The organism is Streptomyces sp. NPDC020983 (assembly GCF_044333485.1).
Lineage (GTDB): Bacteria > Actinomycetota > Actinomycetes > Streptomycetales > Streptomycetaceae > Actinacidiphila.
Genome location: NZ_JBIRRA010000019.1, coordinates 59,854 through 85,810, shown reverse-complemented (window position 1 = coordinate 85,810; position 25,957 = coordinate 59,854). Strand labels below are relative to the sequence as shown.

The 25,957-nt window shown below is 74.8% G+C and carries 25 protein-coding genes; 17 read left to right on the top strand and 8 right to left on the bottom strand.

The genetic code is table 11. From position 1 onward, the window contains the following. Nucleotides 1-7 precede the first annotated feature (7 nt). Nucleotides 8-2,272 carry a serine/threonine-protein kinase gene (locus ACH4SE_RS32805; protein ID WP_398547189.1) on the bottom strand — a complete coding sequence of 755 codons (2,265 nt, stop codon included), beginning with the start codon at nucleotides 2,270-2,272 and terminating at the stop codon, nucleotides 8-10. Between the two features lie 439 nt (nucleotides 2,273-2,711). Between ACH4SE_RS32805 and ACH4SE_RS32800 the strand changes: the two genes are divergently transcribed. Both ACH4SE_RS32800 and ACH4SE_RS32795 read left to right on the top strand, forming a co-directional pair. Beyond that, nucleotides 2,712-3,482, top strand: a complete 771-nt coding sequence (locus ACH4SE_RS32800) for a LysM peptidoglycan-binding domain-containing protein (RefSeq protein WP_398547188.1) — start codon at nucleotides 2,712-2,714, stop codon at nucleotides 3,480-3,482. Nucleotides 3,483-3,663: 181 nt separating this feature from the next. After that, nucleotides 3,664-4,125, top strand: a complete 462-nt coding sequence (locus ACH4SE_RS32795) for a VOC family protein (protein WP_398547187.1) — start codon at nucleotides 3,664-3,666, stop codon at nucleotides 4,123-4,125. 116 nt (nucleotides 4,126-4,241) lie between these two features. On the opposite strand, the gene ACH4SE_RS32790 is transcribed toward ACH4SE_RS32795, so the two are convergent. Further along, on the bottom strand, nucleotides 4,242-5,423 hold the full coding sequence (locus ACH4SE_RS32790) for a cellulose binding domain-containing protein (protein ID WP_398547186.1): 1,182 nt from the start codon (nucleotides 5,421-5,423) through the stop codon (nucleotides 4,242-4,244). 345 nt (nucleotides 5,424-5,768) lie between these two features. Between ACH4SE_RS32790 and ACH4SE_RS32785 the strand changes: the two genes are divergently transcribed. After that, on the top strand, nucleotides 5,769-7,076 hold the full coding sequence (locus ACH4SE_RS32785; protein WP_398547185.1) for a PP2C family protein-serine/threonine phosphatase: 1,308 nt from the start codon (nucleotides 5,769-5,771) through the stop codon (nucleotides 7,074-7,076). Between the two features lie 49 nt (nucleotides 7,077-7,125). Here the strand turns inward: ACH4SE_RS32785 and ACH4SE_RS32780 are convergent, their stop codons facing one another. Then, entirely contained in the window at nucleotides 7,126-7,920 is a 795-nt protein-coding gene (locus ACH4SE_RS32780) for an ATP-binding protein (RefSeq protein WP_398547184.1), read from the bottom strand. Between the two features lie 130 nt (nucleotides 7,921-8,050). On the opposite strand from ACH4SE_RS32780, the gene ACH4SE_RS32775 reads away from it, so the two are divergent. From ACH4SE_RS32775 to ACH4SE_RS32765, 3 genes are read left to right on the top strand one after another with little or no spacing between them, the layout of a single operon-like run. Beyond that, a complete protein-coding gene (locus tag ACH4SE_RS32775; protein ID WP_398547183.1) occupies nucleotides 8,051-8,884 on the top strand; it encodes a helix-turn-helix domain-containing protein in 834 nt (277 codons plus the stop codon). Then, a complete protein-coding gene (locus ACH4SE_RS32770; protein WP_398547182.1) occupies nucleotides 8,881-9,087 on the top strand; it encodes a DUF397 domain-containing protein in 207 nt (68 codons plus the stop codon). The genes ACH4SE_RS32775 and ACH4SE_RS32770 overlap by 4 nt, the downstream gene beginning before the upstream one ends. Before the next feature lie 36 nt (nucleotides 9,088-9,123). Then, nucleotides 9,124-9,390 (top strand): DUF397 domain-containing protein, encoded by a 267-nt coding sequence (locus tag ACH4SE_RS32765; RefSeq protein ID WP_398547181.1) that lies wholly within the window; start codon nucleotides 9,124-9,126, stop codon nucleotides 9,388-9,390. Here the strand turns inward: ACH4SE_RS32765 and ACH4SE_RS32760 are convergent. Continuing rightward, nucleotides 9,375-11,579, bottom strand: coding sequence for a tetratricopeptide repeat protein (locus tag ACH4SE_RS32760; RefSeq protein WP_398547180.1), 2,205 nt, complete (start codon nucleotides 11,577-11,579; stop codon nucleotides 9,375-9,377). The genes ACH4SE_RS32765 and ACH4SE_RS32760 overlap by 16 nt on opposite strands. A 127-nt stretch (nucleotides 11,580-11,706) precedes the next feature. Continuing rightward, entirely contained in the window at nucleotides 11,707-12,351 is a 645-nt protein-coding gene (locus ACH4SE_RS32755) for a dihydrofolate reductase family protein (RefSeq protein ID WP_398547179.1), read from the bottom strand. A gap of 244 nt (nucleotides 12,352-12,595) precedes the next feature. Between ACH4SE_RS32755 and ACH4SE_RS32750 the strand changes: the two genes are divergently transcribed. The 5 genes from ACH4SE_RS32750 to ACH4SE_RS32730 all read left to right on the top strand — a co-directional run bounded on the left by ACH4SE_RS32750 (nucleotide 12,596) and on the right by ACH4SE_RS32730 (nucleotide 17,456). Next, nucleotides 12,596-13,219, top strand: coding sequence for an RNA polymerase sigma factor (locus ACH4SE_RS32750; protein ID WP_398547178.1), 624 nt, complete (start codon nucleotides 12,596-12,598; stop codon nucleotides 13,217-13,219). Further along, the gene (locus ACH4SE_RS32745) at nucleotides 13,212-14,195 is read left to right on the top strand and encodes a CU044_5270 family protein (RefSeq protein WP_398547177.1); all 984 of its coding nucleotides are present in this window, start codon (nucleotides 13,212-13,214) and stop codon (nucleotides 14,193-14,195) included. The genes ACH4SE_RS32750 and ACH4SE_RS32745 overlap by 8 nt, the downstream gene beginning before the upstream one ends. 241 nt (nucleotides 14,196-14,436) lie before the next feature. Further along, complete coding sequence (locus ACH4SE_RS32740; RefSeq protein ID WP_398547176.1) at nucleotides 14,437-15,375, top strand: ABC transporter ATP-binding protein; 939 nt, start codon at nucleotides 14,437-14,439, stop codon at nucleotides 15,373-15,375. Beyond that, nucleotides 15,375-16,106, top strand: a complete 732-nt coding sequence (locus ACH4SE_RS32735; RefSeq protein ID WP_398547237.1) for an ABC transporter permease — start codon at nucleotides 15,375-15,377, stop codon at nucleotides 16,104-16,106. Before ACH4SE_RS32740 ends, ACH4SE_RS32735 begins: the two co-directional genes overlap by 1 nt. An 87-nt stretch (nucleotides 16,107-16,193) precedes the next feature. Next, nucleotides 16,194-17,456: a sensor histidine kinase gene (locus ACH4SE_RS32730; protein WP_398547175.1), complete on the top strand. Its 1,263-nt coding sequence runs from the start codon at nucleotides 16,194-16,196 to the stop codon at nucleotides 17,454-17,456. A 104-nt stretch (nucleotides 17,457-17,560) separates the two neighbouring features. Here the strand turns inward: ACH4SE_RS32730 and ACH4SE_RS32725 are convergent, their stop codons facing one another. Together ACH4SE_RS32725 and ACH4SE_RS32720 are read right to left on the bottom strand one after the other, a co-directional pair. Beyond that, nucleotides 17,561-17,995, bottom strand: coding sequence for an ASCH domain-containing protein (locus ACH4SE_RS32725; RefSeq protein WP_398547236.1), 435 nt, complete (start codon nucleotides 17,993-17,995; stop codon nucleotides 17,561-17,563). Between the two features lie 114 nt (nucleotides 17,996-18,109). Further along, nucleotides 18,110-19,192 carry a DUF5937 family protein gene (locus tag ACH4SE_RS32720; RefSeq protein ID WP_398547174.1) on the bottom strand — a complete coding sequence of 361 codons (1,083 nt, stop codon included), beginning with the start codon at nucleotides 19,190-19,192 and terminating at the stop codon, nucleotides 18,110-18,112. Nucleotides 19,193-19,293: 101 nt separating this feature from the next. On the opposite strand from ACH4SE_RS32720, the gene ACH4SE_RS32715 reads away from it, so the two are divergent. Both ACH4SE_RS32715 and ACH4SE_RS32710 read left to right on the top strand, forming a co-directional pair. Continuing rightward, nucleotides 19,294-20,529, top strand: coding sequence for an MFS transporter (locus tag ACH4SE_RS32715; protein ID WP_398547173.1), 1,236 nt, complete (start codon nucleotides 19,294-19,296; stop codon nucleotides 20,527-20,529). Nucleotides 20,530-20,588: 59 nt separating this feature from the next. Continuing rightward, entirely contained in the window at nucleotides 20,589-21,215 is a 627-nt protein-coding gene (locus ACH4SE_RS32710; RefSeq protein ID WP_398547172.1) for a response regulator, read from the top strand. Nucleotides 21,216-21,231: 16 nt separating this feature from the next. Here the strand turns inward: ACH4SE_RS32710 and ACH4SE_RS32705 are convergent, their stop codons facing one another. After that, entirely contained in the window at nucleotides 21,232-22,680 is a 1,449-nt protein-coding gene (locus tag ACH4SE_RS32705) for an MFS transporter (RefSeq protein ID WP_398547171.1), read from the bottom strand. A 196-nt stretch (nucleotides 22,681-22,876) separates the two neighbouring features. On the opposite strand from ACH4SE_RS32705, the gene ACH4SE_RS32700 reads away from it, so the two are divergent. From ACH4SE_RS32700 to ACH4SE_RS32685, 4 genes are all read left to right on the top strand, one after another. Further along, nucleotides 22,877-23,545 carry a class I SAM-dependent methyltransferase gene (locus tag ACH4SE_RS32700; protein WP_398547170.1) on the top strand — a complete coding sequence of 223 codons (669 nt, stop codon included), beginning with the start codon at nucleotides 22,877-22,879 and terminating at the stop codon, nucleotides 23,543-23,545. A 75-nt stretch (nucleotides 23,546-23,620) separates the two neighbouring features. Continuing rightward, nucleotides 23,621-24,538: an N-acetylmuramoyl-L-alanine amidase gene (locus ACH4SE_RS32695; RefSeq protein ID WP_398547169.1), complete on the top strand. Its 918-nt coding sequence runs from the start codon at nucleotides 23,621-23,623 to the stop codon at nucleotides 24,536-24,538. Between the two features lie 190 nt (nucleotides 24,539-24,728). Continuing rightward, a complete protein-coding gene (locus ACH4SE_RS32690) occupies nucleotides 24,729-25,553 on the top strand; it encodes a hypothetical protein (RefSeq protein WP_398547168.1) in 825 nt (274 codons plus the stop codon). Nucleotides 25,554-25,672: 119 nt separating this feature from the next. Next, on the top strand, nucleotides 25,673-25,957 hold the full coding sequence (locus ACH4SE_RS32685) for a hypothetical protein (RefSeq protein WP_398547167.1): 285 nt from the start codon (nucleotides 25,673-25,675) through the stop codon (nucleotides 25,955-25,957).

The following is a 25,957-nucleotide window of genomic DNA, read 5'->3' as shown; positions in this document are numbered from 1 at the left end:
GGACGGCTCAGCCCAGGCCCGCGACCGCCTTCCGGACGGGCGTCAGCAGCGTGTCGGGCAGGGGGCCGTAGCCGAGGGCGGTGGCGTCCTGACGGCCGGACGCACCCGTGGCGTACGCCAGGAAGGCGCGCAGCACGGCGAGGGCCGCGGGGTCGTTGCCCTTCGCGCACACGACGGCGTAGTTGACGGCGGTGAGCGGGTAGGCACCCGGACCGGGGCCGGCGGGGTCGGGGGTGAGCGCGAGGCCGCCGCCGGGGCCGCCGTTCGCGGCCGCGTGCGCGACGAAGGCGGTGGCGGTGGCGGGGCCGATCGCCACGGGCCCACCCGTGCCGGTCACGAGCCGCGCGGTGGCGAGCGTGTCGCCGGGGCCGGGGGTGGCGTAGCCGATCGCGCCCACCACCGACGCGACCTCGTGTTCCTGGGCGAGCACGCCCGTGCTCCCGGTGCCGCCTCGGCCGGGCCACGAGCCGCCGGGGGCATAGGGCCAGGCGGACCCCGCGGCCGCGTGGAGGTAGCCGGTCAGGACGAGGGTGGAGCTGCTGTAGTCGGCGCGGTGGACGGGCCGGACGGCGGTGGCGGGGAGCGCGGCGCCCGGGTTGAGCCGCGCGATCGCCGCGTCGTTCCAGCGGGTGACGCGGCCGTCGAAGATCCTCGCGAGCGTGGGCGCGTCCAGGACCAGGTCCTGGACCCCGGGCACGTTGTAGACGACCGCCACCTGCGTGGCGGCGAGCGGCACGTCGACGGCCTGCCCGCCCCCCGGGCCCGGGCAACGGCTCCTCGACCGGTCGACGCCGCGCTGGTCGAGCGGGGCGTCCGCCACCGCGAATTCCGCCTGCCCGGACAGGAAGGCGGTCAGCCCCGCGTCCGGGCCCGTGGCCAGGTAGTCGACCGCGGCGGCGGGGCACAGTTCCTGGAAGCGCTGCACCCACCGGTTCATGAGCGGGCCGAGCAGATTCGAGCCGTCCGCCCGCACATGCCCGCGGGCACCGGCACAGGAGAAGGCGGCGGCCGAGGAGGGGGAGGAGGACGCGGTGGCCTCGTGCCGCGGGGAGGACGCGCCCCGCCCGCGGTCGCCGTCGCGGTCGTGCAGGACCACCAGGGGGACGGTCACGGCCGCCGTGAGGGCGAGGACGGCACCGGTGACGACGGCCGCGGTCCGCTTCCGCCGCGGCCGCCGCCCCGCCGGGTCCGGGGGCGGGGGCGGAGACGGGGAGGGGTCGGGGACGCCGGGCGCAGCCGAGGGGGCGGGCGGGCCGGGCCGGAAGCTCCCGGTCTCCCCCACCGCGTCCGGCCCGGCGGCGGGCGGTGCGGCGGCGTCCGGCCCGGCGGCGGGCGGTGCGGCCGGCGCGGGGGGCGTGTCCGGACGGGTCGGGGTGTCGGCGGGGGCGGGGAGGGCGGGCTCCGCGGCGGGCGCGGCAGACGGTGCGTGCCCGGCCGGTGCGGCAGACGGTGTGTGCCCGGCGGGCGCGTCGCCCGGGGCCGCCGCCAGGGAGAGCAGCAGCTCCTCCGCCGTGGGCCGTTCGCCGGGCTCCTTCGCCAGGCACGCCTCGACGAGCGGCCGCAGCTCGCCGGGCAGCCCGGTCAGGTCCGGCTCCTCGTGGACGACCCGGTAGCCGACGCCGTACGCGCCCTCGCCGTCGAAGGGGCCGTGGCCGGTCGCGGCGAAGACGAGCACGGAGCCGAGCGCGAAGACGTCGCCCTCCGGTCCGCTGCCGCCGGTGCGCAGCTGCTCGGGGGCCATGTAGCCGGGCGTGCCGAAGACGACGCCGGTCGTGGTGAGCGGGGCGGCGGCGACGGCGCGGGCGATGCCGAAGTCGATGACGCGGGGGCCGTCGTCCGCGAGCAGCACGTTGCCGGGCTTGAGGTCGCGGTGGACCAGGCCCGCGCGGTGGATGTCGCGCAGCGCCTCGGCGAGTCCGGCGGCCAGCGCGCGCAGGGCGCCCGCGGCGAGCGGGCCCGCGGAGGCGACGTGCTCGTGCAGCGAGGGGCCGGGCACGAAGAGCGTGGCGAGCCAGGGCCGTTCGGCGTCCGGATCGGCGTCCACGACGGGGGCGGTGAAGGCCCCGCTGACCTGCCGCGCCGCCGCGACCTCGCGCCGGAAGCGGATGCGGAAGCCCTCGTCGGTGACCAGTTCCGGCCGGATGACCTTGATCGCGAGCCGCCGCCCGGACACCGAGCGGCCCAGGAAGACCACTCCCATGCCCCCCGCGCCGAGCCTGCGCTCCAGCCGGTACCCGCCGATGTGCGGCGGGTCCCCCTCCAGCAGCGTCACCGCACAGTCCTCCCTGTCCCGGGTGCGGCACCAGGATAGGGACGCCGGGCCCCTTCGGCGGAGCCCCGAGGGCGGCCGACTTGTCCGTTTTACCGGGTAAGCCATAAATGACTTCTTAAGGAAGTTGAGGACTTATTCATGCGATAAGGCCGCGGCAAAAGGGCCCGCGGGAGCGTGACGCGCGCCACAGGACGCACATCACTTACTACCGCGCTTAGTGATTCCGGCCCCCGCCGGCGGGCCCATTCCCCGGGGAACCCCGGACCCGGCCGGACGGGCTTTCTACTACGCCGCTTAGAACAGCAGGTAATTGTCGCGTCAAATTCGAGCTGATACCAATGTGCTCGCCGCAGCGCACCGCAAACGAAATGCGGGTCGGATTGGCATCGGCGGGGGCCGGCGCCTGCGGAGAGGAATTGACTGGAACGAGGTCCGCACCATGCCGAAGCACGCCCGTAACCGCTCGCTCCCCAAGCGTCTGGTCTCCCTGCGCGGAGCTGTCGTCGCCGGAACGTTCGCCGCGCTGTCCTGCGGGATCGTCACCGGTACGGCGAGCGCCGCCGCCCCGGCGAAGTCCCCCGCGAAGTCGACCGTGGCCGCGCAGCAGAAGGCCGGGCACAAGACCGGCAAGCGCACGTACACGGTCAAGAAGGGCGACACCCTGATCGGTATCGCCCGGCACCACAAGGTGACCGGCGGATGGAAGGGCATAGCCGCCCGCAACCACATCCGCAGCCCGTACATCATCCACCCGGGCCAGGTCCTCCACCTCCCGCACGCCCCCGGCGCGAAGGCGCCCGCGGCGCCGGCCAGGACGGCTGCGGCGACCACGGCGAAGAGCACCACCGCGACGGCCACCGCGCAGACGGCGAGCACCGCCACCGCCTACCCGGACAACCTGGACGGCTGGATCAACCACGCGCTGGCCATCATGAAGCAGCAGGGAATTCCCGGCACTTACGACGGCATCTACCGCAACATCATGCGGGAGTCCTCCGGCAACCCGAATGCCATCAACCTCTGGGACTCCAACGCCGCGGCGGGCACCCCGTCCATCGGTCTGCTCCAGGTGATCCAGCCGACCTTCGACGCGTACCACGTGCCGGGCACCTCGAACAACATCTACGACCCGGTCGCGAACATCACCGCCGCGTGCAATTACGCCTACCACGTGTACGGCTCGATCGACAACGTCAACGGCCCCTACTAGGCCGCGAATTCAGTTCCTCCCGGCACCCGCCGCCGAGAACCCCGCAGGGGACGCACCCGCTTTTCCGGGCGCGTCCCCCGCGGCGTTCTTCCCGCCGCCCGCGCACCCGGCCCGCCCCCGTTGTCGGACCCTGCTGCCAGGCTGGGCACGATCCGCGTGAGCCGAGTGAACGGAGCAGCCGATGAGCCGTCAGGTCCAGATCACCTTCGACGCGCACGACCCGCTGGCACTGTCGTCCTTCTGGCGTGACGCGCTGGGATACGTCCATCCGGGGCCGCCCGGTGTGGAGGTGCCCGAGGGCGCGGACCCGCTGGCGGCGTGGGCGGAGTTCCTGGAGCGCGTCGGGGTGCCGCCGCAGGAGCGCGACGCCCGCTCGGCGATCGAGGATCCCGAGGGCCGCGGTCCCCGCATCTTCTTCCAGCGCGTCCCCGAGGAGAAGGCGGGCAAGAACCGCGTGCACCTCGACGTCCGCGTCGCGCCCGGGCTGCGGGGCGAGGAGCGGATGGCCGCGCTGGAGGCGGAGTGCGACCGCCTGGTCGCCCTCGGCGCCAAGCGCGGCCGCCGCCACGAGCCCGAGCCCCCGCTCGCCGCCGGCCACATTGTCCTGACCGACCCGGAGGGCAACGAGTTCTGCCTCGACTGAGGCCGGGCGGGGCGTCGCCCCCACACACACACGGGCGCCGCCCGCCGGAAGGGCGGGCGGCGCCGTGCGGCGGCTGCGGTCGGGAAGGAAAGAGCCGCCGGGTCACAGGGGACCGGTCAGGAGCAGGGGGTGCCGTTCAGGGTGAAGGCGCTGGGGGACGCCGTGCTGCCCGTCGAGGTGCCCTGGAAACCGAAGGACTGCGAACCGCCCGCCGGGATCGAGGCGTTGTAGGACATGCCGCTCGCCGTGACGGCGCCGGAGGACGGGCTCACCGTGGCGTTCCAGGCGCTGGTGACGGTCTGGCCCGAGGGCAGGGTGAAGCCGAGCTTCCAGTTGTTGACCGCGCTGGAGCCGGTGTTGGCGACCGTGACGTTGGCGGTGAAGCCGCCGGACCAGGTCTGCGTCGCGTAGGTCACCTTGCAGCCGGAGCTGCCCGTGCCGCCGGTGCTGCCACCGCTGGTCGTGCCGCTGGTGGTGCCGGTCGACGTGCCGCCGTTCGTCGAGCTGCCGCCGATGTTGACGGAGGACGAGAAGCTCGTGACGGCCAGGCCCGCGCCGTTCTGCCAGGGCTCGAAACCGGCCTGGACGCTGGTGAGGTACCAGCTGTTCTGGGCCATCCCGCGGCTGATCGTCTCGTTCGCGAAGGCCTTGACGTCGAAGTTCCAGCTGCTGATCGCCGAGGGGGCGACGAAGGAGATGACGTCGTTGCCGCCGTTGTTGCCGGTCCACACGTCCCAGCTGCGGCCGCCGACGTTGGCCGTGCCGACCTTGGAGCCCACCGGCTGGACCGACCCGACGTGGTTGAACCACACCATGATCTCGGTCTTGTTGACGCCGTCCGTCTTCGGCGTCGGGTCCAGCCAGATGTCGTAGGCCGCGTCGAACACCGCGTTGTTCACGAAGTTGTACGAGATGCTCGTGGGCGCGCTGCTGATCTGGCTGAGCTGCGCGGGCAGGTTGGTGCCGGGCGAGCAGTTGGTGTAGTGGCAGCCGTTGAAGATCGACGGGTACGACTTCGGCGCGCCGTTGGTCGCCACCGAGCCGTTGGCCGTGGTGATCTGGAAGCCGCTGCTGGTGACGTTGATGCACTGGGTTTCCGAGGTGCCCCAGCGGTTGTTCTGCACGACGTACTTGCCCTGGATCGTCGTCGAGCCGTACTGGTCGCAGATCTGGGTGTCGGCGTGCGCGGCGGGCGCGGAGGCCAGGGTGACGAGGCCGCCGACGCCGAGGCCGAGCGCCGCGAGCGCGGCGACGGCCGTTCTGCGGGTGGAGCGGAGAGCTTGCCGTAGCGACTTCATGCTTGTCCTTTCGATGACAGGCACGGAGGTGGGGGGACCGAGCAAGCGCGGTGGGGGCGGGATCCTTTCGATGCGGTTCGATCGCGTTTCGATTCGATTCGATCTGTATGGGAGCGCTCCCACAACTGCTTCGGAACAAGGACCGTAAGGGCGTCGTCCCACGCGTGGCAAGAGTCCCGTCCAACCCACGGGCGTATCCGCAGGTGGGCGCCTCCACCGGCGCGGGCACTGCGCTGGACGGGGGCCGTACGGGCGCGTCGCGGAAGGCGTGCGCGGGCCGGGCGGCGCCCGCAGGTTGACTGGACCGCCGGACGGAACCGGGCGGGAGCGGGCGGAGGCGACGCGGTGGCGGGGGGCGAACGGGAGAGCGGCGGTGCGGGCGCTACGGCCGCGGGGCGCGGCGGCGCGCGGGGCGGCGGGCCCGCCCTGGACTACGCAGCCCTCTTCGCCGCCGTCCCGGCCGCCTGCGTCGTCCTGGACCGCGACCTCAGGATCGTCACCCTCAACGACGCGTACTCCGAGGTCACCGGCCGCACCGCCGACGAGCTGACCGGCACCAGCTACTTCGACGCCTACCCGCCCGACCCCGGCGAGCCGACGTCCCAGGCCGTCGAGGCCCAGCGCAACGGCCTGGAACTGGCGCTGCGCACGGGCAACCCCAACGTGCTGCTGCTGCACCGCTTCGCGATCCCGCGCCCGGACCGGCCCGGCATGTTCGAGCCCCGCTGGTGGAACGTCACCAACCACCCGCTGACCGGTCCGGACGGCCGGGTGGAGCTGATCATCCACCGCGTCGACGACGTCACCTCCTTCGTCCGCTGGGAGCGCGAGGGCGTCGAGCCCGTACCGGACGGCGAGCTGATGAAGGCGCCGCGCGCGGAGCTGTTCACCCGCGCGCGCGAGCTCCAGCAGGCCAACGCCCGCCTCCAGGAGATGACCAGCCGCACCCGCGACCTGGCCCTCACCCTCCAGCGCGCGATGCTCGCGAACCCCGACCTGGACGCCCACCCCGAGATCGCGGTGCGCTACCGCCCGGCGCTGCGCGACCTCAACGCGTGCGGCGACTGGTACGACGTGGTGGACCTCCCGGAAGGCCGGCTCGGGCTGACGGTGGGCGACGTCGTCGGCCACGGGGTGGACGCGGCGGCCATCATGGGCATGCTCCGCAGCGCGCTCAGCGCGGCGATGCGCGTCGCGGACGGCCCGAGCGGGGCGCTGGAGACACTGGGCCTGTACTCGCGCGCGCTGCCGGGCGCGATGTCCACGACGACCTTCGCGTGCCAGGTCTACCCGGAGAGCTCACTGCTGACGTACAGCAACGCGGGCCACCCGCCGCCGGTGCTCATGCGGACCGACGGCTCCTTCTGCTTCCTGGACCAGGCGACCGACCCGCCCCTGGGAGTGCGCCTGGAGCACGTACCGCGCCCGCAGGCGACCGTCGACTACCACTCCGGCTCCCTCCTGGTGATGTACACGGACGGGCTGATCGAGCGGCGGGACGAGGACATCGACGTCGGCCTCGACCGCCTCGTCGCCGCCGTCCGCGAACTGCGCACCCTCCCGCCCGCGGAGCTGGCGGACGGCCTGCTGACGGCGATGGCCGGGCCGGACGGCCAGCAGGACGACGTCTCGCTCATGGTCGTCCGGCTCTGAGCCACCCGCGGCCTGCGCCGCCGGCACGCGGTGGGCCGGGCACGCCGGATCAGCCCTCCCACTCCCACGTGTGGCGCCCGGGGTGCGCCGCGAAGAGGGCGCAGCCGGTGGTGGGGCCGGGGGCCGGGCAGTCCGGCCGTACGGCGACCTCGCGCGGGCGGGCCCGCGTACCGCCCCACGCCGACCAGACGGCTCCCGCGTCCGGGCCCGCGAGGTGGTCGTAGACGAGCCCGGCGTGGTCGCCCTCGTGCCCGCGCTCCAGCGCGCACAGCAGCCTGCGGGCGATCAGGTCGGAGGCCACGTCCTCGCCGAACCCGAGCACCCGCGCGGCCAGCCGGGTCCCCAGCATCGCGACCGCGTCGCAGTAGGGCGCGCTGTGCCCGGCCGTACCGCCGACGTGCGCCCACACCACCTTGCCCGGCACGTCCTCGCGCGAGGCCACGCCCCACATCCGGTGCGTGAGCACGTCGACGAGGTGCAGCCCGCGCCCCCGGGCCGCGTCCTCGGCCCCGCTGCCCAGCACCGGAACACGGAAGGCGTCCCCGTCACACACCTCCACCCGCACGCCGGCGCCGCGCGGCAGCGGACCGCACCGCGTCTCGACGATCCCGCTCCCGGCACGCGCGTGCTCGACGGCGTTGCTGAGCAGCTCCGCGAGGACGAGCTCGGCGTCGTCCGCGACCGCCGTCATCCCCCACGCCGTGAGCACCTCCCGCAGACCCCGCCGGGCGAGCGGTACGGCCTTCGGCGTCTGCGGCCAGCTCCACACGACCGGCTCCGCCCGGGAGGGGGCCGGAATCGCGGCCGGTGGCACCGGCGTGGGCCCGGTGCGCGTCGTTGCCATCAGGAGTCGCCTTTCTCCGCATTTCGCCCCCATGACCGGGGATGTGCCTCTAGGTTGGGCCCTGAGCACGGTCGGTAACAGAGAGGCCGCGTATTCAGCACCAACCGGATACGCGGGAAAGGACAGCACCATGGGCACCACCGACAGCGACGAAGGCGGCAACCCTGGTTCCTGGCTCGGCTACTTCGGCGAGGAACTGCGCCTCGCGCGGGACGCGCAAGGCATCTCCGGCCGCCAACTGGCCTCTCAGACCTCGTACTCCTACCAGCAGCTCTGCAACGTCGAGAAGGGCCGCCGCACGCCGTCCGAGGCGTTCACGAACGAGGTGGACGCTGCGCTGGGCACGGGAGAACGGTTCGCGCGGATCCTCCGCCGGGTGCTCGCGGAAGCGCTGCCGGACTGGTTCCAGGGTGCGGCTCGGGAAGAAGCGCAGGCGATCCGCATCCGGACGTACCGAAGCCAGGTTGTGCACGGCCTGTTGCAGACGGAGGAGTACGCGCGTGCGCTCATCCGGGCGTCGCAGCCGCGCGCGACGCACGAACGGATCGAGGCGCTGGTCGCCGCGCGGGCGGCGCGGCAGGCGATCTTCAAGAGCGAGGAGCCGCCGTACTTCTGGACCATCCTGGACGAGGCAGTGCTGCGTCGCCCTGTGGGCGGGCGTGGGGTGATGGCAGAACAGCTTGAGCGCCTGCTCAAGGAGTGCGCCAACCCGAACGTGACGGTCCAGATCCTGCCGTTCGCGGCCGGGGCTCACGCGGCGACGGACGGCGACTTCACCCTCTGGTCATACCAGGACCGCTCTGACGTGCTGTACGTGGAGGGCCTGTGGACCACTGCCCTCAAGGAGCACGTGACCGAGGTCGAAAACGCCCGCCTGAAATATGATCTGCTCCAGGCCGCCGCACTCCCCCGGGAGCAGTCGGCGGACATGATCCGCGACATCCTGGAGGGCTACGCCGCATGATCGACCTGACTGGTGCCACCTGGCGCAAGAGCACCTACAGCGGCGGCGAGGGCGGCGAGTGCGTCGAAGTCGCCGATGGCCTCGACGTCGTCCCCGTGCGGGACTCGAAGGACCCCGAGGGCCCTGCCCTCACCTTCCACCCGGCCGCCTGGACGGCGTTCATCGCCGACGTCAAGGCGGGCCGCTACCCCAGCGCCGAGTAATCGGCGAACTCCGCACACACCCCGGAGGGCCTTCCCATGACCAACCTCACCGGCGCCACCTGGCGCAAGAGCACCTACAGCGGCGGCCAGGGCGGCGAATGCATCGAGGTCGCCAGTGCCGCCTGGCGCAAGAGCACCTACAGCAGCGGTCAGGGCGGCGAATGCATCGAGGTCGGGGACGGCCTCGACGTCGTCCCCGTGCGGGACTCCAAGGACCCCGAGGGCCCCGCCCTCGCCTTCGCCCCCGCGGCCTGGACGGCGTTCGTCGATGACGTCAAGGCGGGGCGCTACCCCGGGGCCTGAGCCTCGCGCCAGGCCGCTGCTTTGGCGAGGACGGCGCGGGTGTCGGGGTGGTCCGTTCCCAGCACCCGCGTCATGTCGTCCACTAGTGCGGCGTAGGCGGCCAGCGCCGCTTCCGTGTCGCCCGCCCTGCCCAGGCTCCCGGCCAGGTCCTCGCGCAGGATGAAGGCGTTGCGGTGGTCGGGTCCGAGGACCCGCTGCACGTCGGGCAGCAGCTCGGTGCACGCCGCCACGGCCCCCTCCGGATCGCCCGCCTTGCCGCGCCACCGGGCGAGGGTGTGGCGCAGGCCGAGGGTGCGCCGGTCGTCAGGGCCGAAGACCCGCACCACGTCGGGCAGCAGCCCGGTGAACGCCGCCACCGCGCCCTCCGGGTCGCCGGACTCACCTCGCCACCGCGCCAGGCCGAACCGGGCGGAGAGGGTGTTGTGGTGGTCCGGGCCGTGGACGCGCCGGGTGTCGTCCAGCAGCTCGGTGTACGCCGCCACGGCCCCTTCCCCGTCACCGGACTCGCCGCGCCACTCGGCGAGATCGAGCCGGGTGGCCAGCGTGCTGTAGTCGTTGCGGCCGAGGACCCGCAGCCGGTCCTTGAGCAGTTCCTCGTACGCCTTCGCCGCGCCCGCCGCGTCACCCGCCCGGCCCCGCGCCTGGGCGGCGAGCTGCCGGGCGACGAGCGTGCACCAGTGGTCGCGCCCCAGGTGCCGGGTGGTCGCCTCGGTCAGCGCGCGGTAGAACTCCGCCGCCTCGGCGGCCGGCAAGGCGTCCTCCAGGCTCATGCCGTAGCGGAACAGCACGATATGGGCGCCGCTGCGCTCGTAGAGGCATCCGGTGGGCTCGCCCAGGGCGATGAGCGCGGCGGCGTTCGCGCGCAGTGCGGCGGCGAGGGCGATGTCGCGCTCGTTCTCCGGCCAGGCCTCGGTGAGCGCGTCCGCGGTCGCCCGGAGGCTGGCGGCGAACCGCTTCGGGGTGAGGGTCTCGCGGGTCGTGCGCTGCACCAGCGCGTGCACGTGCACGGCGCGCTCGGGCCGCTCCGGGGTGTGGTCGACGAGGCTCAGCCTGTGCAGGACGCGCAGCGTCTCGTGGACCTGCTCGACGGTGACCCGGCGTCTGCGGCCCCAGCGGGGACGCCCGCGCCCCTTCCGGGCCAGGAAGGCGCGCGCGGCGGGGGCGGTCAGGACGGCCGCGGGGATGCCGTTCGGGTCCAGCACCGCCGTCAGCGCGAGCAACGGGCGGGCCAGCCCGCGGGGTTCGGAGGCGTCGGCGAGTTCCGCGGAGAGGGACCAGGCCGCCGCGACCGGGAGGCGCTGGTCGTCGGGCAGGGCTTCGGGGCCGGGCAGGGCGTGCGCGAGCGTGCGGGTGCGGTCGGCGAGCAGCGCGCGGTACGCGGCGGCGGTGAGGGCCTGGTCCGCCAGGTACGCGGCCGCCTGCGACAGGGCCAGCGGCAGGCGGCCCAGCTCCTCGGCCAGGTCGGCGAGTTCAGCGGCGGGCTCGGAACGGCCGTGCGCCGCCAGGACACCTGCGAGGTAGCCGGTGGCCTCCTCCGGTGTGAAGAGGCCGACGTCGACGCGGCGGCGGCCCGTGCCGGTCAGGGCGGCGTCCCGGCGGCGGGTCGTGACGAGGGTGCGGCCGGTCGGGCTGTCCGGCGGCCACAGGCCCCTGAGGTCCGCGGGGTCGGCGACGTCGTCCAGCACGACGAGCCAGCGGTGCGGCTTGGCGCGCAGCCACGCGAGGAAGGCGGCGGCCGCCTGCTCCGGCTCCGCCGGGTCCGCCCCGCACAGCTCGGCGGCGGCCTGGGCGTAGGACGCGACGACCGCGGGGCGGCCCGTGGCCGTGACCCACACCAGGACGTCGACCTCGCGGGCGTCCCAGGCCCGGTGCGCGTGCGCGGCGGCGAGCTGCGTCTTGCCGACGCCGCCCAGGCCCGTCAGGACGTGGCAGGGCCCCTCCGCCCGCAGCTCGGCGGATTCCGGCCGCGCCTGGAAGGACTGCGCGAGCGCGGGCACGACCCCGACCTGGTGCGGCAGCGCCGCGGGCTGCCGGGGCGCTGCGTACAGCGTGACGTGCTCGGCCGCCCCGACCGCGAAGCCTCCCCCGGCCGCCCGGACCTCCACGTCCCGCCCGGCGCTCACCCCGCGCCGGAGGCCGCGCCCGCGCCCGCCGGTCACCCCGTCCGCCACCCCGACCACCTCCGGCACCGATTCTCCCGCCGGAGGGCCCCGGGGCGCAGGTTTCCCGAGCCCCGCCGCCGGTGCGGACCACCGGCGGGGCCGGCCGCGGCCGGGGCCCCGCGGGGGGGCCGGCCGCACACCGCCGCGCGGCGGTTCAGCGGCGCCAGAACAGGTGGTGCACGACGCCGCTCGGGCTCGGGATCACCTCCAGGTGGTAGCGGTCCCGCAGCTCGTCCGGGGAGTCCCAGAGCCGCAGGCCCTCGCCCAGCTCCACCGGCGCGACGGCCACGTGCAGCGAGTCGACGAGGCCGGCGTCCAGGAACTCGCGGACGGTGGTGACCCCGCCGCCGAGGCGGACATCCTTGCCGTCCGCCGCCTCCCGCGCCTTCTCCAGCACGGACGCCGGGTCCCCCTCCACGAAGTGGAAGGTGGTGTCGGAGAGCGAGAACGACGGCCGCGGGTGGTGCGTCATGACGAAGACCGGCGTACGGAACGGCGGCTCGTCACCCCACCAGCCCTGCCACTCGTGGTCCTCCCACGGCCCGCGCTGCGGCCCGAACTTGTTGCGGCCCATGATCTCGGCGCCGATGTTGTTGAGGAAATCCCGCGTGAAGTAGTCGTCCAGCCCGCGTGTGCCGCCGGCGTCGGTCCGGTTCGGCCAGCTCGCCGTCGCCCCCGCCCAGCTGAACAGCCGCTCCGGGTTCGGCAGCCCGAACGGCATCTCCAGGCTCTGGTTCTCCGCGGCGGCGACGCCGTCCCGCGAGACGCAGAAATTCATGACTCTGAGCAGCTGCCCCATGGCGTTGACCTCGCCGTTCCTTCTCGTACGTGCGCGCGGGGCGGTTGCCCCACACCAGTGCGTCGAACGGGCAGGGGCGGAATCGACACGGCGGCGGGAGATTTCCCCGGAAGGATGCGGCCGCCCGCCGCACGGCCCGGGCGCCCGGAGGATGGAACCCGGAACGGCCCACCGGCGAAGGACGGGTGAAGAACCCGAACGAGCCCAAGCCTTCGAGGCGTTCGCACGAACGAAAGGAGCCCCGATGGCCGTCGAGTCCCCGGGCGTCCGCACCCGTGAGGAGGAACGCGGGGAAAGCGACGCCCGTGTGATCGCGCGGTCCCGGGACGAGCCCGAGCGCTTCGCCGCGCTCTTCGACCGCTACGCCGGCGACGTGCACCGCTACGTGGCACGGCGGATCGGACCCGAGGCGGCGGAGGATCTGATGGCGGAGACGTTCACGACCGCCTTCCGGCAGCGCCACACCTACGACCTCGCGCGGGCCGACGCCCGCCCCTGGCTGTTCGGCATCGCGACCAACCTCGTGGGCCGTCACCGCAGGGCCGAGGCGCGGCGCTTCAAGGCGCTCGCGCGGATCCCGGAGCCGGTGCGGGACGAGGAGCCGGTCGCGGACCGCGCGGTCGCGAGGGCAGGTGCCACGGGGGTGCGCCGGGAGCTGGCGGCGGCGCTGGCCGGGCTGTCCGCCCGGCACCGGGACGTCGTCCTGCTGGTGGCCTGGGGCGACCTCGACTACGAGGAGGCGGCCCAGGCCCTCGGGGTGCCGGTCGGCACCGTCAGATCACGGCTGAGCAGGGCTCGCAGCAAGTTGCGCGAAGCACTGGGCGGGTCCGATCCGACAGCATTCCGGGAGGCAGACGCTCGTGCGTGACATCGAAGAACTGCGGGAACTCAGGGAGTACGACGCGGGGGTACCCCCGCTCGACGACGCCGTCCGGGCACGGGTGCGGGCGCGGCTGCTCGCCGCCGTGACCGCGGAGGACGAGCCCCTGCTCGCCGTACGCCACCGCCGTCCGGCCGTGCGGATCGTCGCGACCGCTCTGCTCGTGACCGCGCTCCTCGGCAGCATCCTGGTCGCGGGTGCGGGCGGCCCGGCCCGTCACCCGGCCATGCGGAACGCGGCCGCGCAGACCGTGCTCAACGGTGCGGCCCGCTACGCCCGCCAGCACGAGCAGGCGGCCCACCCGCGGGACGACCAGTTCGTCTACACCAGGGAGACCATCAGGGAGACCGACCGGAAGACCGGCGCCACCACGACCTACACCGACGAGGACTGGAGGTCGGTGGACGGCACACGGCCCTCCTGGATCATGGAGATCGGCAAGGGATGGTGGGCGCAGCCGCTGCCGCCGGGCCAGATCCTGTGGCCGCCGGAGGACTGGGCGTCGCTGCGCAAGCTCCCGACCGACCCCGAGAAGCTGATCGTCGCGCTGGTCCCCGGCGGGGTGCCCGCCACCAAGGGCGACCCGCTCCGGATGATCAGCGACCAGCAGTGGTCCCAGGTGCACTACGCGCTCGCGGGGATGCTCAAGCTGGTCCCGGTGATGCCCAAGGGGCTGCGCCCGGCGGCGTTCGAGGCGCTCGGCATGGTTCCCGGGGCGAAGCTGGTGCCGCGGCAGAAGGACGCCAGGGGCCGCACCGGTGTGGCCGTCGCGTACGACGACCCGACGCGCCCGGGCGGGGGGACGGACTCCGCCGGCTACTTCATCTTCGACCCGAAGACCTACGAATTCCTCGGCTTCCGCGACGAGCGCGTCTCCGGCGAGGGCGCGGCGAAGAAGGACTTCACCCAGCTCTCCTCCCTCGACAGCTGGGCGGTCGTCGACAAGGCGAAGCAACGGCCGTAGCCGGACGGCCACCGCCGCGGCCGGGGGGTCGCGGCGGTGGCCCCGGACGTCACGCCGCAGCCCGGGGAAAGCGCGGCGGCAGCCCCCGCACGTCACCGCCCGCAGCCCCGGGCGGTGGCTCCGGCGTCACCGGCCGCGGCCCGCTGACCGGCGCTTGCGCGGGGGGCAGGACATTTGTCCCGGGCCCCCGGGGACATTCGGCGCTGCCTGCGCCAACCCCCTTACCCGTAGCGTCAGTTGCATGGAAGACGCCGCGCGGCTGCGCGCAGTACGGAAGAGGTTCGGGAGCGTCGAGGCCGTCGCCGGGCTCGATCTGACACTCGCCGCGGGCGGGACCTGCGCGCTGCTCGGACGCAACGGGGCCGGGAAGTCGACGACGATCGCCCTGCTGCTGGGGCTGGACCGGCCCGACGAGGGGGAGGTGCGGGTCTTCGGCGGGACCCCGCGGGAGGCCGTGCGGGCCGGGCGGGTGGGGGCGATGCTCCAGGCGGGCAGCCCCGTGCCGCGTGCGACCGTACGGGAGCTGGTGGGCTTCGTGGCCGCCACGTACCCGCGGCCGCTGCCGGTGGGCGAGGCCCTGGAGCTGGCCGGGATCGGCGAGCTGGCGGGGCGGCGGGCGGACCGGCTCTCCGGCGGGCAGGCGCAGCGGCTGCGGTTCGCGCTGGCCGTCGCGGGCGGGCCGGAGCTGCTGGTCCTGGACGAGCCGACGGCGGCGCTGGACGTGGAGGCCCGGCGTGCGTTCTGGCGCTCGATGCGCGGCTACGCGGCGCGCGGCAACACCGTGCTGTTCTCGACGCACTACCTGGAGGAGGCGGACGGCAACGCGGACCGCGTCGTCGTCATCGACCAGGGCCGTACGGTCGCGGACGGCACCGGCGAGGAGATCAAGCGTCGGGTCGGCGCCACGCTCGTGGCCTTCGACCTGGCGGGCCGCGGCACGGCGGGGCTGCGCACGCTGCCGGGCGTGCTGTCGCTGGAGGTGCGCGGCGACCGCGCGGTGCTGCGCAGCGCCGACTCCGACGCGACCGTGCTCGCGCTGGCCGCCGCGGGGCGGGTGCGCGGGCTGAGCGTGACGCCCGCGAGCCTGGAGGAGGCCTTCCTCACCCTGACCGCGCACGGCACCGCACACGACACCGCTCACGAGCCCGCCGCGGCTCCGCACGAGGAGGCCGTCCGATGATGCTCGCCTACATCCGCCTGGAGGTCCGCCGCACGCTGCGCGACACCGGCTTCGTCGTCGTCGGGATCGCGACCCCGCTGCTGATGTACCTGCTCTTCACGAACCTCGGCACCGGCGGCTCCGCCGAGGACACCATGGACTACGCGCGCTACTCGATGATCGGCATGGCCGCGTACGGGGCGATGGGCGCGGCCCTGGGCGTGGGCCCGGGGATCGCGGACGACAAGGCGCGCGGCTGGCTGCGGCAGCTGCGCGTGACCCCTCTCGCCCCGCTCCAGGTGGTGCTGGCGCGCGCGCTGACCGCCGGGGTGACGGTACTGCCCGCGATCGTGTCCGTCTTCGCCGCGGGCGCCCTCGTCAACGGCGTACGGCTCGCCGCGTGGCAGTGGGCCGCGGCCGCCGTGCTGATGTGGCTGGGCACGATCCCCTTCACGCTGCTGGGGCTCGGCAACGGCTACGGGCTCACCGCGCAGACCGCGGGCGTCGTGAGCATGGTCAGCATGACGGGGCTCTCGGTGATCGGCGGCCTGTGGCTGCCGGCCGACGTCTTCCCGGGCTGGCTGGCCGCGATCTCCCGCTGGACCCCGACGGCCCGCTTCGGCGACCTGGGCTGGAGCGTGCTGGACCGGCACGCCCCCGGCCCCGGCACGGTGGCCGTCCTGTCCCTTTGGCTGGTCGTTTTCGCCGGTTACGCTGTGTTCTCCTATCGGCGGAGCGCCCGGACCGTATGACCGTACGGCCGCGCGGAGTACGGGACGGTGCCGCCTCCCCGGCAGGTACAGGAAGAACGTGTACATGACGGGGGACGGGGACCAGCCATGGCGAGGAAGACGAAGACCGAACCGGCGGACGCGGCGGACACGACCGCCGGGGCCGCGGACAAGGCGTGCCGCCGCATGTGGTGGCGCCGCGGCCCGGAGGACTTCGACCAGGAGATCGAGCACCTCAAGGCACCCGACGGCGGGGCGCTGATCCCGTGGCTGCTGATGGTGCTCGGCCCCGGCGCGGACATCCTCAAGGGCGAGGTGGCCCTGCCGTGGCTCGCCGGGAGCGGGCTCCTCCTCTTCTGCGCGCTGTACGTGTGCACCGTCCGCTCGGCCTTCGGCGAGCGGTGGCGGCGCGGCCCGGTGCCGTACCAGCTGCTGGGGGCCCTCGGCGCGCTCACGCTCGCACTGGCGATCGGCTACGGCGGCAACTTCATGCTGCTGTTCGTGCTGGTGTCGCTGGGCGCGGGCTGCGTCTCGCGCAGCCGCCGCTTCATGGGCTTCACCCTCGCGGGGCTGAGCGCCTCGGCGGGCACGGTCTCCAGCCTGCACCACGAGGGCTTCTGGAGCACCACGAGCCTGGCCTACGGGACGTTCCTGTCCGGCTTCGTCGTGTCGCTGATCATCACGCTCTTCCAGGCGGTGGCGCAGCTCAAGGCCACCCGCCAGGAACTGGCGCGCAACGCCGTCGCCGAGGAGCGGCTGCGCTTCTCGCGCGACCTGCACGACCTGCTGGGGCACACGCTGTCGGTCGTCGTCGTCAAGGCGGAGGCCGCGCGCCGCCTCGCGCCGCGCGACATGGACGCGGCACTGACGCAGGTCGGCGACATCGAGGCGGTCGGACGGCAGGCCCTCACCGAGATCCGCGAGGCCGTCACCGGCTACCGCGAGGGCAGCCTCGCGACGGAGCTGGACCGGGCCCGCTCGGCGCTGGCCGCCTCCGACATCGAGGTCGTGGTGCTGGAGTCCGGCCCGCCGCTGCCGCCGCAGACCGAGGCGCTGCTCGGGTGGGTGGTCCGCGAGGGCGTCACGAACGTCGTCCGGCACAGCGGCGCGGCGCGGGCCCGCATAGAGCTGCACGCCGCGGACGGCAAGGCCCGCCTGACGATCACCGACGACGGCCGCGGCCCCGCCCCCGCGGTCACACCGCACCCCACGCCCGGCGGCACCGCGACCCTGCCCCGCACCGGCACGGGCCTGCGCGGCCTGACCGAACGCCTCGCCTCGGCGGGCGGCTCGCTGTCCACCGGCCCGGCCCCCTCCGGCGGCTTCCGCGTCACGGCGGTCCTGCCGACGGGCGAGGACACGGCGGGCTGAACCCGGGGCGCGGCCCCGCGGGCGCCCGGCAGGCGCGGCCTGCGGGACCGGCCGCGGCGCCGCCCGTTCGATCCGGCGCGGCCTGCGGGACCCGCCCGCCGGGCTCAGGCGCCGGCGTCCGGCGCGGCAGAAGCGTCCGGTGTGCGCAGGTCGGCGACGAGCCGGAAGCGCTCCAGCACCACGGGCGTACGGTCGTCGACCGTGAACTCCGGGTCCCCCAGGGCCTCGCGCATCTCGGGGCCGTGCCAGAAGGCCTCGTGCCCGCGGCGCCACTCATCGACGGTGGTGAAGCCCTCCCCCTCGTCCACGGCGTGCGCGAGGTCCACCTCCCCCAGCGGCACCACCCGCACCTCGGTGACCTCGACGACGGCCACCCCGCGCCCGGCCGAGTCCAGCACCACGGACCGCCTGCCGACCCGCGGCAGCTCCTCGCCCTCGTGCTCGTAGTCGGCGACGATCCCCGTCGTCGCCGTCTTGCGGCCGTCCAGCACGGCCGCGACCAGCTGGTCGCGCAGCTCCCCGGGGAACCCCAGCTGCATGATCCCCGGCGCCTCGGCGCCGCCCTCTGCCCCGTCCGTCACGGCACCCCACGCTACCGGCTGGGCCCGCGGGCCACGCACCCGCGACGTCCGCCGCCGGCCCCACGTTCCGCCTCAGCGCAGCACCACCGACAGCAGGTCGCTGCCCAGCGCCACCAGGTCGGGCAGGTTGAGGCTGTGGTGGACGTAGCGGCCGTGCCGGCGGGACGTGAGCAGGCCCGCGCGGCGCAGGACGGAGAGGTGGCGGGACACCTCCGGGGGTGACAGGCCCCAGAAGTGGCCCAGCTCGCCGGTGGTGTGCGGGCCGCGGGCCAGGGTGCGCAGCAGACGCAGCCGCACGGGGTGCGCGAGGGCCTCCAGCCGGAGGGTGATCGTCTCCACGGGGACCGGCTCGGCCGGACTCTGCTCGGCGACGGGGTACTGCAGCACCGGGTGCCACCCGGCGGCGTAGACCGCCACCAGGTGCGGGCGGCTGAAGACGCTGGGGATGAAGGTGACTTCGGCGCCGCGGGCGGCGGTGGCCCGGTCCTGGACCTTGTCCACGACGATGCACTCGCCGTCCGGTGCCAGGGTGACCGCGTGGGAGACCGAGGCGAGGGCCGCCCCGAGGCCGTGCCGCCGGTGCAGCTCGTTCTTCAGCCGCAGATCGGTGGCGAGCCGCACCGCGGCGTCCGCCCAGGCGCGGTCGAAGAAGGCCTCGGCGCACTGTTCGAGGGTGTCCCGCACCCGTGCCCGCACCGCGGCCGGGTCCGCGAGCAGCCGTTCGGCGAAGGCCTCCTGGAGCGCGCCGCGGGCCTGCGCCAGGTCCAGTGCCCACTCGCGCGCCGCCGCGTCGGTGAGCGGCGAGGCGCCCCGGAAGCGGACCCGGTTGCTGCCGCACGCGGTGACGAGCGCGGCCGTCACGTACGTCTCGTCGTCGATCCGGTCCACGCCGTCCAGTTCCTCGGCGAGGGTCGGCCGGGGCCGCGCGGGGATCAGGAAGTCGGCCTGCGTGTAGCGCCAGAGGAACTCCGCCTCCCGCAGCCGCTCGGCCAGCTCCGGGCGCAGCCCCGCGAGGACGTCCGCCGCCCAGCCGGCGAACTGCGGGTGGTGGCCGGGCTCGGCCAGCACGTGCAGCATCGCGGTCAGTTCGGCCAGCGGGGAGGCGGCGAACCGCACCCGCTCGGGCGGCGCGCCGCTGATGTCGATCCTCAGCATCCGCCCATCATCACCGCCCGCACGGCGGGACGGGGGCGCCGATTGACGAGACGCGTCAACCGGCGTGCCCCGCCCCCGCGATCGGACGCACCGTCCGGGACATGGCAACCACCACCAGAATCCGGCCGCGCGCCCTCGTGCGCGCCTCGGGCGGCCCCCGCTACGCCGTCGCCCTCGCCGTGGACGCGCTGGGCACCGGCATGCTGCGGCCCTTCCTCCTGCTCTACGGCATGAAGGTGCTGGGGCTCTCCGCCCCGGTCGCCGGCGCCGCCATGACCGCCGGCATCGTCGTGGGCCTGGCGTGCACCCCCGTGGTGGGCCGGTGGCTGGACCGCGGCGCGCGCAGCACGGTCGTGGCGGCGTCGATGCTGGTCCGGGTGCTGGGCGTGGCCCTGCTGCTGGCCGCCCCGGCGGGGAGCGCCGGGCTCTTCGCGGGGGCCGCGCTCTTCCTCGGCATCGGCAACCAGGCCTGGCCGGCCGCCCACGCCGCGCTCGTGGCCACGGTCGCCCGCGGCCGGGAACGCGACACCGCCCTCGCCGCGGCCCGGGCCCTGCGCAACGCGGGGCTCGGCGCCGGGGGGCTGCTGGCCGCCGCGTGCCTGGCGGGCGGCACCGGCGCGCTGCGGGCGCTCGCGGCCGGCACCGCGGCCGCCTACCTCGCCGCGGCCGCGCTGGCGTGGTCCGTCCATGTGCGCGCCGATCCCGCCGGGGACGCCCGGGAGGGGGCCGGGGACGGGGGCACGGGGCCCGCGCCCGGGATGCGCGCGCTGCTGGCCGCCAACGTGGTCTACGTCTTCTGCCTCAACGTCCCCGAGGTCGCGCTCCCGCTGGTCCTGTCGACGCAGCTGCACGCGGCGCCGGTGTGGCCGGCCGCCGTCTTCGTGGCCAACACGGTGCTGGTCGTCACCCTGCAGGTGCCGGTCACCGCCGCGCTGTCCCGCTTCTCGCGGCGGACGGTCCTGGCCCTCTCCGGCGTACTGCTGGCCGCGTCCTACGCGGGCTTCCTCGCGGCCGCCTCGCTGGGGGGCGGCTGGGCCGTCCCCGCCGTCGCCGCGGTGTCCGTGCCCTGCACGCTCGGCGAGATCGTCTACGCCGGCAGCGCCACCGCGCTCGTCACCGCCCTCGCCCCGGCCCGCGTCCTGGGCCGCGCCCTCGCCCGCTTCCAGCTCTCCACCGGTTTCGGCCTCGCCGTCTCCCCCGCGGTCATCACCACGCTCGCCCCGCACGGCCCCGCCGTCCTGTGGGGCGGCCTCGCCGCCGCGACCCTGCTGTCCGCGGCCGCGGTCGCCGCCGAGAAGGACCGGGCCCGGCGACCGGACCTGTGCCGCGCGGCCTGACCACCTCCCTTCCCGGGGCACGGCCGGAGCGCGGCGGGCGCGGGCCGTAAGGTGGCGGGGTGACGGAGGACGGGGCGCGGGCCGTGCGGGTGCTGCTCGCGGAGGACCAGGGGATGATGCGGGGGGCGCTGGCGCTGCTGCTGGACCTGGAGGACGACATGGAGGTCGTCGCGCAGGTCGGGGCCGGGGACCAGGTGGTGGCCGAGGCACTGGCCGTACGGCCGGACGTGGCGCTGCTCGACATCGAGATGCCGGGCGCCAGCGGGCTGGACGCCGCCGCCGAACTGCGGGAGAAGCTGCCGGAGTGCCGGGTGCTGATCCTCACGACCTTCGGGCGGCCGGGGTACCTGCGGCGGGCGATGGAGGCGGGCGCGGCGGGCTTCCTCGTCAAGGACGGGCCCGTGGAGGAGCTGGCCGGGGCGATCCGGCGCGTGCTGCGCGGGGAGCGGGTCATCGACCCGGCGCTGGCGGCCGCGGCGCTCAGCGCGGGCCCGAGCCCGCTGACGGCGCGCGAGCGGGACGTGCTCAACGCGGCCGCGGACGGCGCGACCGTCGCGGACATCGCGGGGAAGCTCTTCCTGTCGGAGTCCACCGTCCGCAACTACCTCTCGGCCGCGATCGGCAAGACCGGCAGCCGCAACCGCATGGAGGCGGTGCGCGCCGCCCGCCAGAACGGCTGGCTCTGACGGGCGGCCCGGCCCGCTACGCCGTGAGCTGCGGCTGCGGCCTGGGGAGCAGCACCGCCAGCGCGCTCGCCGCGACCAGGAAGCCCGCGCTCACCAGGAACGCCAGGCCGTAGCCGGAGGACAGCGCCACCGCCCGGCTCGCGCCCGCGTGCCCGCGGGAGGAGATGCGGGACGCGGCGATCGTCGCCAGGACCGTCAGGCCCAGCGCGCCGCCGAGCTGGCGGGAGGTGTTGAGCAGGCCCGACACCAGGCCCTGGTCGGCCCGCCCGACACCGGACATGGCCGCGGCCGCCACGGGCGTCATCATCAGGCCCGCGCCGAACATCGTGAGCATGCCCGGCCCGAGGATGACACCGGTGAAGGTGCTGTCCGCGCTCACCCGGCTCTGCCAGGCCAGACCCGCCGCCGACACCGCGCCGCCCGCGGCGACCAGCAGCCGCGCGTCGAAGCGGGCCATCAGGCGCGGGGCGAGCTTGGACCCGGCGACGATCGCGACGGTGTGCGGCAGGAAGGCCAGGCCCGTGCGGATCGGGCTGTAGTGCAGCACCTGCTGCATGTAGAGGGAGAGGAAGTACCAGGTCGAGAAGGTCGCGGCGCCCGACACGAAAAGCAGCGTGTTCGCCGAGGACACCGAGCGGACGGTGAACAGCCGCAGGTGGATGAGGGGTTCGGCGGTACGCCGCTCCACCGCCGTGAAGAGCGCGAGCACCAGCAGGCCGCCGGCGAGCGGGCCGAGCGAGCGCGCCGACGTCCAGCCGTGCGACTCGGTCTCCGCGATCCCGTACGCGAGCGCGGCGACACCGCCGGTCACCAGCACCGCGCCGGGGACGTCGAGGCGGCGCACGGTCTGGCCGCGGCTCTCGGTGAGGCACCACACCGCACCGATCAGCACGATCGCGCCGATCGGCACGTTGACCAGCAGCACCCAGCGCCAGGACAGCCAGTCGGTGAGCGCGCCGCCGACGAGGCCGCCGGCCGCGCCGCCGCCGGCGCCGACCGCGGTCCAGGTGGCTATCGCCCGGGTCCGCTCGGGGCCGTCGGGGAAGGAGGTGGTGAGGATGGACAGCGTGACGGGGGCCAGCACCGCCGAGCCGAGACCCTGCACCGCCCGCGCGGTGATGAGCATGGCGGGGTTCTGCGCGAGCCCGCCGGCCAGGCTCGCGGCGGTGAACAGGCCGAGCCCGGTGACGAAGGTCGCCTTGCGGCCGAGCAGGTCGGCGGCGCGCCCGCCGAGCAGCATGAAGCCCGCGAAGGTCAGCGCGTATCCGTTGACGACCCACTGCTGCGCGTTCTCGCCGAGCCCCAGCGAATTGCGCATCGACGGCAGCGCGACGTTGACCACCGACACGTCCAGGACGACGAGGAACTGCCCGGCGCACACCGCGAGCAGCACGGCCCACGCGGGTGCCGTCCGGCGCGTGCGGCGGCCGGCGGGGGTGGTGCGCTCTCCGAGGATCTCACTCATGGGCACCATGCTCCCGGTCCGCAGGCCCGCTCCGCATCGGGACTTGGGACTACGACCACGGCCCCGGGTGCCTACGCCGGGCGGCCCCCGGGCCGCTACCGCCGGCGTCCCGGTGCCTGTACGCCCCGCGCCCGGCCACACCCGTACGGCCGCGCCCGCCGTACGGGCGCCACCAGCGGCTTCGTACGATACGGGGATGACGGACACCACTCAGACGGACCCGGCCGTGCTCGCGGCGTTCGAGGCCGCCAAGGGGTTCATGCCCGCCGGCGAGGGCCTGGCCCTGCACGCGGCGGCCCGCGGTGCGGCCGCGCGGCTGCGGCTGCCCGTCCTGGAGATCGGCACCTACTGCGGGCGCTCGACGATCCTGCTCGCGGACGCCGCCCGGCAGGCCGGCACGGTCGTGGTGACCGTCGACCACCACCGCGGCAGCGAGGAGCAGCAGCCGGGCTGGGAATACCACGACCCCTCGCTCGTCGACCCGCACACGGGGCTGATGGACACCGTGCCGCACTTCCGCCGCACCCTGCACGCCGCGGGCCTGGAGGACCACGTCGTCGCCGTCGTCGGGCGGTCGCCGCAGGTCGCGGCGCTGTGGTCGCGGCCCTTCAGCCTGGTCTTCATCGACGGCGGCCACACCGACGAGCACGCCGGCGCCGACTACGAGGGCTGGGCGCCGCACGTCGCGCCCGGCGGGCTGCTCGCGATCCACGACGTCTTCCCCGACCCGGCGGACGGCGGCCAGGCCCCCTACCGCGTCTTCGTACGGGCCCTGGAGTCCGGTGACTTCGCCGAGGAGTCCGTGACGGGCTCGCTGCGGCTGCTGCGCAGAGTGACCGGCGGGCCGGCCGCGGACGTACCGTAGCGGCCCCGTCGCGTCCGGTGCCCCTTTCGCCGGGGCCGGTGCGAGGCGGTCAGCCGGGCCGATAGAGTCGCGGGCGTGTTCAGCAACGAGTCACGCGGGGGCACTCGGAGCAGGCCGCTGGCCGCCACGGCAGTCGTGGTGGCCGCAGCTCTGGCCGGGGGCTGGTTCGTGTACGGCGCGCACCGCGGTTCCGGTGCCGGCACGGCGGACGGCCGCGGGCCGGCGACGGCGCCGGCCGCCGACCGTACGAGCCCGGCCCCGGTCGCACAGGGTGACTCCCCCGCGACTCCCGGCGCGACGCCGGGGGTGCCCCGCAAGGAGCTGGCCGGCCGCACGATCGTGCTCGATCCGGGACACAACCCGGGCAACGCCGGGCACACCGCCGAGATCAACAGGTCCGTGGACATCGGCACCCACCGCAAGGCGTGCGACACCACGGGCACGGCGACCAACAGCGGTTACCCCGAGGCGTCGTACACCCTGGACGTCGCCCACCGGGCGCGGGCGCTGCTGGAGGCGCGCGGCGCGAAGGTGGTCCTCACCTACGACGGCGACCGCCCGTACGGCCCCTGCGTCGACGAGCGGGCCCGGACGGGCAACGCGGCACACGCCGACGCCGCCCTGTCCATCCACGCCGACGGGGCGCCGGCCGACAAGTTCGGCTTCCACGTGATCGCGCCCAGGTCCCTGCACGAGGGCGCGGCGGACACCCGCGCGGTCGCGGCGCCCTCGCTGCGCCTGGCGACCACCCTGCGCACGCGCTTCAGGGCGGTGACCGGCGAGCCGTTCGCCAACTACCTGGGCGGCAAGGGACTCACCGTCCGCGACGACCTCGGCGGGCTCAACCTCACGACCGTGCCGAAGGTCTTCATCGAGTGCGGCAACATGCGCAACGCGCACGACGCCGCCGAGATGACCGACCCCGCGTGGCGGCAGAAGGCCGCCGAGGGGATCGCCGACGGGCTCACCGACTTCCTGGAAGGGAAGAGGTGACAGGGCTGTAGCAGTCCGGTATGGATCGTGCACCAATGCTCGTACGGGGCCACCCGGTCAAGATCGTCCCCGTACCATGGGGCACCTCCCCGAACTCGACGGTGCCAGGGCGCACGTGCCGCACCCGCGGCGGATGCGAGAGCACGACATTCACCAGCAGAAGCAGTACCGACAAAGGACAGGACCTGACGTGAACATCCGCTCCCTGACCCGAGGAGACGGCGCGGTGATCGGAGCAGCGGCGCTGCTGCTCATCGCTTCCTTCCTGCCGTACATCAGCGTCGACTCGCAGTACGGCTCCGGGTCCAAGAACCTGTGGCACTCGGACTTCTTCCCGATCCTGCCGTCGATCACGCTGGTGGCCGTCGCCGCCGCGGCGGCGGTGCTCGCCTCGCGCGCACCGCAGTTCAACGGCAAGCAGGTGATCGGGCTGTCGTTCAAGCAGTGGGCGGTGGCGCTCTCGGTCTTCGCCGGCTGGACGGCCGTGTGGGCCGTGCTGTTCGGCAACTTCGACGGCCCCTACGAGCGCGGCGCGGGCGCCTGGCTCACCCTGGTCTTCGGCCTGGTCATCGCGGCCGTCGCGCCGCTGTCGGACCGCCTCCCGGCGCTCAGGGCCCCGCTGGCGAGCCCGGCCGCGCCGGCCGGCCAGCAGCCCTACGCGGTGGGCGGCCCGTCGTACGGCGGCGCCACCCCGCAGCAGGCCGGCTACGGCTACCCGGGCGGCGCGCAGTCCGTCGACCCGAACTTCGGCCAGCAGCAGCCGTACGGTGCGCAGACCGCCGCCCCGCAGGCCGCGCAGCCGGCCGCTCCGGCCGCGGACTTCAGCGCCTTCTGGTTCGCGGTGCCGGTGCCGCGCCCGCTGTACGCCGAGGACGGCTCCGGCGCGCAGATCGCCGAACTGACCCCGGGCACCTGGTACCTCGCGGTCGACCAGCGCGGTGCGCAGCTCGTCGCGCAGACCCAGGACGGGCGCCGCGGCGTCCTCCAGGACAGCAGCGGCATCCAGCGCGGCTGAACCGTATCTCCTCAACGCACGGCACGGCGGCCGGCCCCCCCGCGACGGGGGGGCCGGCCGCCGTCCGCGTGTGCGGCGCGGCCGGGTTTCGAACGCCCGATCGCGGCAAGGCGGCCGTCATGGCCAGACGTTACGGCGGCAACCCCGCCGCGGCGCTCATCTTGATCGCCGCAGACATCGCTGCTCTGATCCTCGTTCTGTGGATCCTCTTCTTCGTCTTCGACGCCAACCGGGCCAACGACCTGGTGGACTGGGTCCACCACGCGGCCAACTGGCTGGCGACGTGGTCGAGGGACCTCTTCACCCCGGACAACGCGAAGTGGCGCACGGTCCTCAACTACGGTCTGCCCGCCGTGGTCTACCTGGCCGTCGCCCAGGCGTTCGCCGGCCGGGTCAACCGTTAA